The 11,124-nt window shown below is 68.2% G+C and carries 10 protein-coding genes; 4 read left to right on the forward strand and 6 right to left on the reverse strand.

Features of this window, described 5'->3' with window-relative positions; translation table 11 throughout:
• Nucleotides 1-20: 20 nt before the first annotated feature.
• From BMY12_RS09785 to BMY12_RS09800, 4 genes are all read right to left on the reverse strand, one after another.
• Nucleotides 21-1,061: a phosphotransferase gene (locus BMY12_RS09785; RefSeq protein ID WP_093285671.1), complete on the reverse strand. Its 1,041-nt coding sequence runs from the start codon at nt 1,059-1,061 to the stop codon at nt 21-23.
• A 162-nt stretch (nt 1,062-1,223) separates the two neighbouring features.
• The gene (locus BMY12_RS09790; RefSeq protein WP_093285273.1) at nt 1,224-2,804 is read right to left on the reverse strand and encodes a DUF5666 domain-containing protein; all 1,581 of its coding nucleotides are present in this window, start codon (nt 2,802-2,804) and stop codon (nt 1,224-1,226) included.
• A gap of 125 nt (nt 2,805-2,929) precedes the next feature.
• Nucleotides 2,930-3,391, reverse strand: coding sequence for a PaaI family thioesterase (locus BMY12_RS09795; protein WP_093285277.1), 462 nt, complete (start codon nt 3,389-3,391; stop codon nt 2,930-2,932).
• The gene (locus BMY12_RS09800) at nt 3,388-3,981 is read right to left on the reverse strand and encodes a TetR/AcrR family transcriptional regulator (protein ID WP_093285280.1); all 594 of its coding nucleotides are present in this window, start codon (nt 3,979-3,981) and stop codon (nt 3,388-3,390) included. Before BMY12_RS09800 ends, BMY12_RS09795 begins: the two co-directional genes overlap by 4 nt.
• A gap of 117 nt (nt 3,982-4,098) precedes the next feature.
• Here BMY12_RS09800 and BMY12_RS09805 point away from each other — a divergent pair, with 117 nt between their 5' ends.
• The 4 genes from BMY12_RS09805 (at nt 4,099) to dbpA (ending at nt 8,271) form a co-directional block, all read left to right on the forward strand.
• On the forward strand, nt 4,099-5,037 hold the full coding sequence (locus BMY12_RS09805; protein ID WP_093285283.1) for an ABC transporter ATP-binding protein: 939 nt from the start codon (nt 4,099-4,101) through the stop codon (nt 5,035-5,037).
• On the forward strand, nt 5,034-5,810 hold the full coding sequence (locus BMY12_RS09810; RefSeq protein ID WP_093285285.1) for an ABC transporter permease: 777 nt from the start codon (nt 5,034-5,036) through the stop codon (nt 5,808-5,810). Before BMY12_RS09805 ends, BMY12_RS09810 begins: the two co-directional genes overlap by 4 nt.
• A gap of 148 nt (nt 5,811-5,958) precedes the next feature.
• A complete protein-coding gene (locus BMY12_RS09815) occupies nt 5,959-6,588 on the forward strand; it encodes a glutathione S-transferase (protein WP_093285288.1) in 630 nt (209 codons plus the stop codon).
• A gap of 291 nt (nt 6,589-6,879) precedes the next feature.
• Nucleotides 6,880-8,271: an ATP-dependent RNA helicase DbpA gene (dbpA, locus tag BMY12_RS09820; RefSeq protein ID WP_093285291.1), complete on the forward strand. Its 1,392-nt coding sequence runs from the start codon at nt 6,880-6,882 to the stop codon at nt 8,269-8,271.
• Nucleotides 8,272-8,283: 12 nt separating this feature from the next.
• Here dbpA and BMY12_RS09825 read toward each other — a convergent pair whose 3' ends face one another.
• Complete coding sequence (locus tag BMY12_RS09825) at nt 8,284-8,823, reverse strand: YaeQ family protein (RefSeq protein ID WP_093285294.1); 540 nt, start codon at nt 8,821-8,823, stop codon at nt 8,284-8,286.
• A gap of 133 nt (nt 8,824-8,956) precedes the next feature.
• Nucleotides 8,957-11,098, reverse strand: coding sequence for a glycoside hydrolase family 3 N-terminal domain-containing protein (locus BMY12_RS09830; protein WP_093285297.1), 2,142 nt, complete (start codon nt 11,096-11,098; stop codon nt 8,957-8,959).
• Between the last annotated feature and the right edge of the window lie 26 nt (nt 11,099-11,124).

The raw sequence follows: 11,124 nt of genomic DNA on the forward strand, positions 1-11,124 counted from the left end.
GAGGAGAAGCAGCGGGCCCTTCAACGCGGGCGCGCGAGTATCTGTTCCACCTGCCGCCAGCCGGCTTCGGCAATCGGCCTGGTGCGGCGTCCGTTCTCCAGGCCCTGTGCGCTCGCGGCATTGCCGGACAGCGCGCGCTTGAGCACGCCCTGCAGAATCGCGGCGAGGCGGAACATGTTGAAGGCCAGATAGAAGTCCCACTCGTTCTGCGCAATCGGCGCCAGGCCGCGACGCTCGCAGTAGCGCGCCAGAAACGCTTGCTCCGAGGGAATGCCCAGGGGCGCGAGGTCTTCACCGCCGAAGCCGCGGAACTCCTGGCGGTTCAGACGCCAGGCCATCATGTAATACGCCAGATCCGCCAGCGGATGGCCGATGGTGGACAGTTCCCAGTCCAGCACCGCCAGCACGCGCGGCTCGCTGGGATGGAAGATGAGATTGTCCAGGCGCAGATCGCCGTGGGCGATGGCGCTCATCTCGCCGGCCGGAATGTTGGCCGGCAGCCAGGCGATGAGCTGCTCCATGGCTTCGATGCGCTCGGTTTCCGAGGCGCGGTACTGCTTGGTCCAGCGTCCGATCTGGCGTTCGATGTAGTGCTCGGCGCGACCGTAATCGCCCAGGCCGCAGGCCGCGTAGTCCACGCTGTGCAGGGCCGCGATCACGCGGTTGATCTGCTCGTACATCGCGGCGCGTTCGGCGGCGCTGCCCACTTCCGGCAGGCGCGGGTCCCAGAGGATGCGGCCCTCCACGAAGTCCATCACGTAGAAGGCGGTGCCGATCACCGAGTCGTCTTCGCAGTACACGCGCATGCGCGGCACCGGCACCTGACTGCCGGCCAGCGCCGACATCACCCGGTATTCACGATCCACCGCATGCGCCGAAGGCAGCAGCGCACCCGCCGGCTTCTTGCGCAGCACATAGCGCTGGCTGCCGGCGCTGAGCAGGTAAGTGGGATTGGACTGTCCGCCCTCGAAAGCCTGGATGCTCAGCGGCGACTGCAGATCGGGAATGTGCTCGCGCAGAAAGCGCGCCAGCGGCGGCAGTTCGAAAGCTGCGGTACTCATGGCGATGGTGTCCAAGGCGAAATTTTGAAGCGGCGAGCATAGACAAAGCCCGCGCGGCAGGGCAAAGCCGCTGGCGGCCTGCGCGGCGCCGGGTGTGAGGCGGCACAAACAAAAATCCCGGCGCAGCGGCGCCGGGATGCTGGGGTCGGCGCGGTGAGCGCTTCAGTCCGCTTCCTGACTCAGGTCGCCGCTCTGGCTCAGCGGCTGCAGATCGAGCAGTGCTGCGCTGAGCTGGCCGTCGGCATAGCTGCCCAGGGCCATGACACTGGCGCTGGCGTTCTGGCTGTCGGCCAGGGCCGCGAAGTACTGCGCCTGTGTGCGCTGCTGGCCGTGCACGAAATACAGCGTGCAGCTGGCATCCAGGGTCACGCGGCCCAGGGCATCGCCGCCGTGATGGCGGCTGCGGCCCTGCACCGAAGTGCATTCGCTCTGCGCCCGCACCGGCACGCTGGACACCGTGAGCGTGTAGGCGCTGCTGTTCACGGCCGCAAACGGGCCGCCCACCGCGCTGTAATCCGGTGTGTAGCGCGGCAGCGCCACCTTCAGCGCGCTGAGCGTGCCGTTCTGCACGCTCACCGCCACCTGCACCAGCGAGCCCGCCGCCAGATCGGCGAGGCTGAACATCTGATTGGCGCGGTTGGAGCGGTCCACGAACACCGTGCTGCTGTCGATCAGCACCGTGGTTCCCAGCAGGCTGATGCTGCCGGCGCCGGTATCGGGATCGGCGCTGAGCGTGCCCAGCAGATAGCCCAGCTGGCCATCGAGCGTCGTGATCTGCCGCTGCACCTGGATGCGCGTGGCCTGCAGGCTGCCGTCGCTGTTCAGCGTGCCATGCGCTTCCACGCGCGTGCCGGCGATCAGCTCGGCAGTGCTGGCCGTGCCGCGGAATTTCTCGATCACGGTGCTGGCGTCGTAATAGACCACGGTGCCGTCGATGGTGAAGGAACCGGAATTGGCGTCGGTGGCACTGGCGCTGGTGATGATGCCTTCCACCTCGCCACGGCTGCCGCCCTGTGCGCCATCCAGCACCTTGCGCACGCGGACCTTGCTGGCCAGCAGCGTGGCGCCGCTGCTGTCGCTGCTGTCCAGCGTGCCGGTCACCGCTACGCGCAGGCCGTTGGCCAGCGTGGTATCGCTGGGCTGCAGCGTCGCGGTGCTGGCGTCGATGGTTTCGCCGCCGATGCTGAAGCGGCTGCCGCTCAGGTTCGCGATGCTGCCGCTGAGACGGTAGCTGGCCGGCGTGCTGGCCAGCAGCTGCACATAACCGGCGACGATATTGCCGCTGGCGTCGCGGTCGCCGCTGACGCGCACCGAGGCGCCGCTGCTGATATCGCCCAGGCCCGTGGCGTTCACGTAAATCGTGCTGGTGTTCACCAGCACCGTCTGGCCCAGGGCCACGAAGCTGTTGGCATTGCCGTCCACCGCGGTGACCGGACCGACCACCGCCGAGTCGTAGATCACGCTGAGTGCGTGATGCCGGCCGCTGTCGTCGGTGCGGCCGGAGAGGGTCACCACCTGGCCGGCGCTCAGGCCGCTCACCGAGGTGGTGCCGTCGTCATAGCGCACGCTGGCCTCGTCGGTTTCGTAATGCACGCCGTTGATGACGATGCTGCCGAAGCCGCTGATGGTGCCGGTGGTGGTGGTGGCCGTGCCGCTGCTGCCGGATGTGCTGTCACCACCGCCGCCGCAGGCCGTCAGGGTGGCGATCAGGGACAGGGACAGCAGCATCTTGTAGCGGTGCATGGCGGGGGCTGGTCTGCGTGCGTGTCGACGAGTGTAGAAGCGCACCCGTCCTGGCCGCGCACCGCCCGGCGGTGGCTGGCCGCCGTCCATCCGCCGCCTGCGCGGGCGCCCGCCTTGCCGCTGCTTCAGCCGCCCGCGGACTCGCCTTGCATGATCAGCAGCGTGGAGCTGGCCGAGGCCAGCAGCCGGCCGCGCGCATCGTGCAGCTTGGCCTCCACGAAGGCCGCGCGCCGGCCCATGCTCAGCACCCGGCCTTCCGCCGTGACCGGCCCGGTGTCCTTGTTCATGCCGCGGTGATAAGCGACCTTGAGCTCCAGCGTGGTGTAAGCCTGTCCGGCCGACAGCCGCGAATGCACGGCGCAGCCGCAGGCCGAATCCAGCAGGGTCGCGGCATAGCCGCCGTGGACGGAACCGATGGGGTTATAGGTGGCCGGGCCGGGCACGCCGCGAAACACGGCGCGGCCTTCCTCGATCTCCACCAGATCGAAATCCAGCGTCTCGGAGATGGGCACCCGGCGCCCGGACGCGATCATCGCGCGCAGCTGCTCCAGACCGCTGAGATGTGCGTGGCTGGCGGAAATGTTCATGCTTGGCTCCAGAGGGAAAGACGGTCTTTGATCTGTTCGCGCGAGCTGCGCAGGATGCGTTTGCGACGTCTGGCGTCGGTGCTGCTGCGGGCCAGCGACAGCGCGCCCACCAGCTCCGCGAGCAGCGAGCGCGCCATGGCTTCGGCGCCGGCGCTGCGCGCGCGGCGCAGCAGCTGCGTGATGGCGGCCACCAGCTGCTCGGAGCCGGCATCGAACTGCGCGCGCGCGGCGGCGGGCAGGCGCGGCAGCTCGCTGACCAGCGCCGCCAGCGGGCAGCCCTGCGCGGGCGCCTCGCAATGCGCGGGCGCGAGATAGCCGTCCACAAACAGGCCCATGGCCTGCAGCGGCGGATGCCCCGCCGTGCGCCGCTGGAAGCGCTGCAGTGACTGCACGAACATCTGCTCGATGGCCGCGGCCACCAGCTCATCCTTGGACTTGAAGTGCGCGTAGAAGCCGCCGTGCGTGAGCCCCGCGAGCTGCATCACCTCCGCCACGCCCACGCGCGCCGCGCCCTTGCCACGGATGGCATCGGCGGCCTGCGCCAGAATCGCCTGGCGGGTCTGCGACTTGTGTTCGGCCTGATAGCGCATGGCGGATGACGGAGCCTGCTGTTTATATGACAAGCATCATATTACGGCGGGCGCATCGCGGCAAAGCCTCGGCGGCGGTCACACCGGCGTCTTCGGCGGAGTGATAATCTGCCGCATATGTCCACCATTCTTTCAATCAAGAACCTGAGCAAGACCTACGCCTCGGGTCTCACCGCGCTCAAGCCCATCAACCTCGACATCCGCCAGGGTGAGATCTTTGCGCTGCTCGGTCCCAACGGCGCCGGCAAGACCACGCTGATCAGCATCGTCTGCGGCATCGTCACGCCTTCGGGCGGCAGTGTGCTCGCCGACGGCCACGACATCGTGCGCGACTACCGCGCGGCGCGCATGAAGATCGGCCTGGTGCCGCAGGAGCTGGCCACCGACAGCTTCGAGTCGGTGCTGGCCACGGTGCGTTTCAGTCGCGGTCTGTTCGGGCGCAAGCCGGACGAGGCGCACATCGAGCGCGTGCTGCGCGATCTCTCGCTGTGGGAAAAGCGCAACGACCGCATCATGACCCTGTCGGGCGGCATGAAGCGGCGCGTGATGATCGCCAAGGCCCTGGCGCATGAACCGCGCATCCTGTTTCTGGATGAACCCACGGCCGGCGTGGACGTGGAGCTGCGCCGCGATATGTGGGCACTGGTGCGGCGCCTGCGCGAGCAGGGCGTGACCGTGATTCTCACCACGCACTACATCGAAGAGGCCGAGGAAATGGCCGACCGCGTGGGCGTGATCCGCAAGGGCGAGCTGATTGTCGTGGAGGAAAAGGACGCGCTGATGCGCAAGCTGGGCAAGAAGCAGCTCACCATCCAGCTCAAGGACGCCTTGACCGAGATTCCCGCCACGCTCGGCGCCTGGCCGCTGGAGCTGGCCAGCGCCGGCAGCGAACTGATCTACCGCTTCGACGCCAAGGCCGAGGACACCGGCATTCCGCCGCTGCTGCGCCAGCTGCATGAGCTGGGCATCGCCTACAAGGATCTCAACACCCAGGAAAGCTCGCTGGAGGACATCTTCGTGAGTCTGGTCAGCACCCGCACGGAGGCCGCCGCATGAGCGCGCTCATCGCCAACCCTTACGGACTCTGGGCCATCTACCGTTTCGAGATGGCGCGCTTCCTGCGCACCGTCTGGCAGAGCCTGCTCACGCCGGTGATCAGCACCTCGCTGTACTTCGTGGTGTTCGGCGCCGCCATCGGCTCGCGCATGAGCGAGATGCACGGCGTGCCCTACGGCGCCTTCATCGTGCCGGGCCTGATCATGCTCACCCTGTTCACCGAGAGCCTGTCCAACGCATCCTTCGGCATCTACTTCCCCAAGTTCACCGGCACCATCTACGAACTGCTCTCCGCGCCGGTCTCGCCGCTGGAAGCGGTGCTGGCCTATGTGGGCGCCGCCGCCACCAAGTCCGTGGTGCTGGGTCTGGTGATTCTGGCCACCGCCAGCGTCTTCGTGCCGCTGCACATCGCGCATCCTTTCGCGATGCTGGGCCTGCTGATCTTCACCGCCGCCACCTTCAGCCTGTTCGGCTTCATCGTCGGGGTCTGGGCCAAGGGCTTCGAACAGCTGCAGGTGATTCCGATGCTGATCATGACGCCGCTGACCTTCCTGGGCGGCGTGTTCTATTCCATCGACATGCTCTCGCCCGCGTGGCGAACCTTCAGCTTGTTCAATCCCGTGGTCTACCTGATCAGCGCCTTCCGCTGGAGCTTCTACGATCATGCCGATGTGAATCTGGCGGTGTCGCTGGGCTTTCTGCTCGGCTTCTTTGCCGTATGTGCGGCGGTGGTGACGCTGATTTTCCGCACCGGGTATCGCTTGAAGAACTGAGCGCGCAGCGGCGCAAGGCCGGCCGTCTTTCGCTGGCAACAAACGGATGTGAGACTCGGCCGGCCCGGCCCTGGCTTGCGCCGGATGCGCGCGGCACCGATGATCAGGTCCGGCACCCGCCGGCACGACGACACCGAGGAGACCCACCATGCCCAAGCTCGTTCTGACTTACTTCGATTTCGACGCCGGCCGTGGCGAGCCTGCCCGTCTTGCCTTCTACATCGGCGGCGTGAGCTTCGAGGACCGGCGCATTTCACCCAAGGACTGGGCGCAGCATCGCGATCAGATGCCGCTGCAGGCCATGCCGGTGCTGGAAGTGGACGGGATGCCCGTCACCCAGTCCAATGCCATCGTCCGCTATGCCGGCAAGCTCGCCGGCCTGTATCCCCAGGATGCGCTGCAGGCCCTGCTCTGTGATGAGCTGCTGGACGCCAGCGAGGATCTCGGCAGCCGCATCGGCGCGACGATCCAGATGAGTGATGAGGCGCAGAAGAAGAACGCGCGTCTGGCTCTGGCCGAAGGCGCGATTCCGCGTCATCTGCGCTACTTCGCGCAGCGCCTGGAAGCGGCCGGCGGAAACTGGTTCAGCGATCAGCGGCTGACCGTGGCGGACATCAAGATCTTCGGCCTGGTGAACTGGCTGCGCTCCGGCGCGCTGGATCACATCCCCAAGGATCTGGTGGACCGCGTCGCGCCGACGCTGGTGCAGCATGCCGAGCGCGTGAGGCGCGAGCCGAAGATCGCGGCCTATTATCAGGCGCGCAAGAAACCCGCCTGATCGCGGCGCGCAGGATCGGCGGGCGGGCCCGCGACCTTCCGGAATTTCCGAGCGGCTCGGGCGGCCGCTCCGGCCTGTGGTCTTCAGCGCCGCAGCCGCCGCTGTTTGCGACGAAGCCCTACACTGTGCGCCCTCAAGAGTCGGAAGAAGCACTTTGAAAGTTCGATGCGGGCGGCAGGTCTTGATCGATGATGTCGTCGGCGATGCGGTGCTGGTTCAGATCGCGGCGCTGCGGCGGCAGGCCGGGGCGCGCGAGCGCGGCCGCCTCAGGTCGGAATCCGGGTGCGCACCATGAACGACGCCACCCCCGGACTCGCATTCTCGACGCTGCCGCTGAACCCGGCGCTGCTGCAGGCCCTGGAATCCCTGCACTACGAGCGCATGACGCCGATCCAGGCGCTGAGCCTGCCGCCGATGCTCGAAGGCCGCGACGTGATCGGCCAGGCGCGCACCGGCACCGGCAAGACCGCCGCCTACGGGCTCGCGCTGCTGTCGCGCATCGACCCGACGCTGGCGCAGGTGCAGGCCCTGGTGCTGTGCCCCACGCGCGAACTGGCCGATCAGGTGGCCAAGGAAATCCGCCGGCTCGCGCGCTGCCTGCCCAACGTCAAGCTCACCGTGCTCAGCGGCGGCATCGACACGCGGCCGCAGCTGGCTTCGCTGGTGCATCCGCCGCAGGTGGTGGTGGGCATGGCCGGACGCGTGCAGGAACTGATCGAGGCCGGCGCGCTGCAGCTGGATCAGCTGCGGGTGCTGGTGCTGGACGAGGCGGATCGCATGCTCGGCGCGGACTTCGAGGCGGCCACGCGCACCATCCTCAAGCAGGCGCCCGCCACGCGGCAGACCCTGTTCTTCTCCGCGACCTTTCCCGATGCGGTACGCGCGCTCAGCCGCCAGCTGCAGAAGCAGCCGGTCGAGGCCACCGCCGATGCCACGCTCGCACCGCCGCAGATCGAGCAGACCTTCTTCGAAATCCGCGAGGAGCAGCGCATCGACGCGCTGGTGCATCTGCTCAGCGTGCATCGCCCGGCCTCCGCGCTGGTGTTCTGCCACACGCGCGGTGATGTGCAGGACGTGGAGCGGGCGCTGGCCGAACGCGGCTTCTCGGTGATCGCCCTGCATGGGCACATCGACCAGCGTGAACGCGACGAGGTCATCGTGCGCTTCGCCAACGGCAGCCGCCGCGTGCTGGTGGCCACCGACATCGCGGCGCGCGGCCTGGACATCAAGAACCTGGCGGCCGTGCTCAGCTACGAGTTGCCCAAGGAGCCCGAGGCCCATCTGCACCGCATCGGGCGCACGGGGCGCGCCGGCAGTGCCGGTGTGGCCTGGCATCTGTTCACCGAGCGGGAGCGCGAGCGCGTGAAGGCCATCGAAACGCAGATGGGCACGGCGCTCAAGCTGGAGCGCCTGCCCTCGGCACTGAGCGCCGCGCGTCCCTTGCCGGCCGAGGTCGTGACGCTGTGCGTGGACGGCGGCCGCGCCGACAAGCTGCGCCCCGGCGATCTGCTCGGCGCGCTGACCGGCGCCGGCGGGCTGGCCAAGGAGGCCATCGGCAAGATCAACACCTACGACACGCGCACCTACTTCGCGGTGGAGAAGAAGCAGGCGCAGCAGGCGCTGAAGCTGCTGCAGAACGGCAAGATCAAGGGCCGCAAATTCCGCGTGCGGCCGATCGAGTAGCGCTGCCTGCGCTCAGCCGGCGGGCTGCTGTGTGATGGTGGCGCTCAGGTTGTGGCCGTCGATGTCCAGGTACAGCTGGCCTTCGGTGCGCGACACCGCCAGTCTGGAGCGGCGCTGCAGGCGCCTGGCGGCCTCGCCGAGAAATTCGCGGCCGAAGGCATGGACCGGAATCTCCGCGGCGCGATGGATCTTCTGCCCGGCGTACTGCGCGAGCAGCTGCTGCGGATCGCGATGCGTGTACACCGCAGCGCGCCCCGCGAGCTTGCTGCCGCGATGCACGCGCGCTGCATCCGGCGCGCCCACCTCGATCCAGGCGGTGACGCGGCCGGTCAGATCGCGGACCAGCACCGCCGGCTCGTCCACCGCCGCCACGCCCTCGGTCAGCACGATGCCCTCGGTGTATTCCAGGCAGTAGGCCAGCACGCGCAGCAGCATGAACTCGGCAGTCTCCGAAGGCTGCTGGGCCACGCGCAGCTCGAAGTCCGCGTAGACCTGGCGGTCCATGTCGGCGAGCTGGATGGGAAAGGTGTACAGCGTTGCGGTCAGGGCCATGCGCGGCTTCGGTGGGGACGGGAGCAGCGGCCTTGCGCCGCCGCAGCGCCCGATTGTAAGCCGACTGCGCTACTGCGCCCTGCTCATTACGCTGCGCTCGCGACCGGCTTTGCCTGCGCGCGCGAGCCTGGCCTCAGTGCAGCTGCAACACCGCCTGCAGCAGCTGCGCGCGATCCGCACAAGGTCCGGCCAGGATCTCCACCTCGCCCGGCTCATGCACGGGCTTCAAATCCGCGCCCAGGAAGCGTAGCTCCGTCATTGGCAGGCGCAGGGTCACGCTGCCGCGCTCGCCGGGCTGCAGCGCAAGCTTTGCGTAGCCCTTCAGCTCCAGCAGCGGGCGCGCGACGCTGGCAACGCGGTCGCGCACGAACAGCAGCACGGTCTCTTCGCCCGCCTGCGCGCCGCTGTTGCGCAGGGTCACTTCCACTTCCAGCGTGTCGGTCTCGCGCAGCTCGCTCGCGCTCAAGCGCATCGACTCGTATTCGAAGCGCGCATAGCTCAGCCCATGGCCGAAGACGTAGAGCGGATCATTGGGCACGTCCCAGTACTTGCTGGTGAAGTAATCGTTCGGATCCATGGGCCTGCCGGTGGGACGCTGGCCGTAGAACACCGGCACCTGTCCCAGCGCGCGCGGCCAGCTCATCGGCGTCTTGCCGCTGGGGTTCACCGCGCCGCTGAGCACATCGGCCAGCGCGTTGCCGGCCTCGCTGCCGAGGAACCAGGCGGCGAGCACGGCGTCGGCCTGTGCGCAGAGCCAGGGCACGATCAGCGGCCTGCCGGAGAACAGCACGACGATCACCGGAATCTGCAGCGCGCGTGCCTTGTGAAAGACCGCTTCGGCAAACACACGCTGCTTGCCCGGCAGCTCGGGACAGGCGCGGCTGGCGGCTTCGCCGCTCATGCGCGCGGCCTCGCCCAGACAGAGAATCACCGCCTCGCGGTTTTCCATGCAGGCCAGCGCATCGGCGATGCCGCTTTCATCGTCCTCGCTGATGCCCACGCCCGGCGCGTGGGCCAGGGCCGGCCCGCCATAGCGCGCGCGCAGGCCCGCGAGCACGCTGATGTGCTGCCCGGGTTCATGCGCGGCCCACCAGGTGCCGCACATCTCGGGGCCGTTGTCGGCCAGCGGGCCGAGCACCGCCAGACGCGGCGTGTGGCGCAGGGGCAGGACGTCGCGCTCGTTCTTGAGCAGCACGATGGCGCGTGCGCCGACCTCGCGCGCCAGCTGTCGGCGCTGCGCGACGGTCTGCGCGCTTTCGCGCTGGCTGCCGCGCCGGTAAGGATCATCGAACAGGCCCAGCTGCTGCTTGAGCTTGAGCACGCGGCGCACGCTGGCGTCGATCTGTTCCATCTTCACCAGGCCGCGCTCCAGGGCGACGGGCAGGCCGTGGCGGTAGGCATTGGCCATCATGTCGATGTCCATGCCGGCGTTCAGGGCCAGGGCCGCGGCCTCGGGCAGATCGGCGGCCACGCCATGACGCAGCAGCTCGGCGATGGCGTTGTAGTCGCTGATCAGCACGCCCTCGAAACCCTGCTCGCGGCGCAGCCAGTCGCGCAGCAGCGGGCCGTGCGCGCTCATGGGAATGCCGTTCAGATCATGAAAGGCCGGCATGATGGACACCACGCCTTCCTGCACGGCGGCGGCGAAGGCCGGCAGATGCACCTCGTGCACGGTGCGTTCGGAAATGTCCACGCTGGCGTATTCGCGCCCGGCGTTGACGCCGCCATAGGCGCAGAAGTGCTTGGCGCAGGCGGCAAGGCTGTCGGCGCGCGACAGATCAGCGGTCTGATAACCACGCACCTTGGCGCGGGCGATGCGCGTGGCCAGACAGGCATCCTCGCCCGGACCTTCCGCCGTGCGGCCCCAGCGCGGCTCGCGCGAGACATCCAGCATCGGCGAAAAGGTCATGGCCAGACCATCGGCCGCGGCCTCGAGTGCGGCCTCGCGCGCCGTGCGCTCCCAGGCCGCGTCATCGAAGAGCCCGGCCTCGGCCAGGGGAATGGGAAACAGCGTACGATGACCGTGGATGATGTCGAAGCCGATCAGCAGCGGAATCTTCAGTCGCGACTCCTCCACCGCGAGGCGCTGCATCTCGTGCACCGGGCCGGCGCCGACCATGTTGAGCAGATTGCCGATCTCGCCGCGCTTGATCGCGGCCGTGGAGTCGCCTGCAATCACCGGACCCGTGACGGCGTAGCTGGAGGCGGTCATGGTCAGCTGCCCCAGCTTCTCCGTGAGCGTCATGCGCGCCAGCAGATCCTCGATTCCATTCATCGGTGTTTTCCTCTCGGCAGTCAGGA

The sequence above is a fragment of the Solimonas aquatica genome (genome assembly GCF_900111015.1).
Taxonomy (GTDB): domain Bacteria; phylum Pseudomonadota; class Gammaproteobacteria; order Nevskiales; family Nevskiaceae; genus Solimonas; species Solimonas aquatica.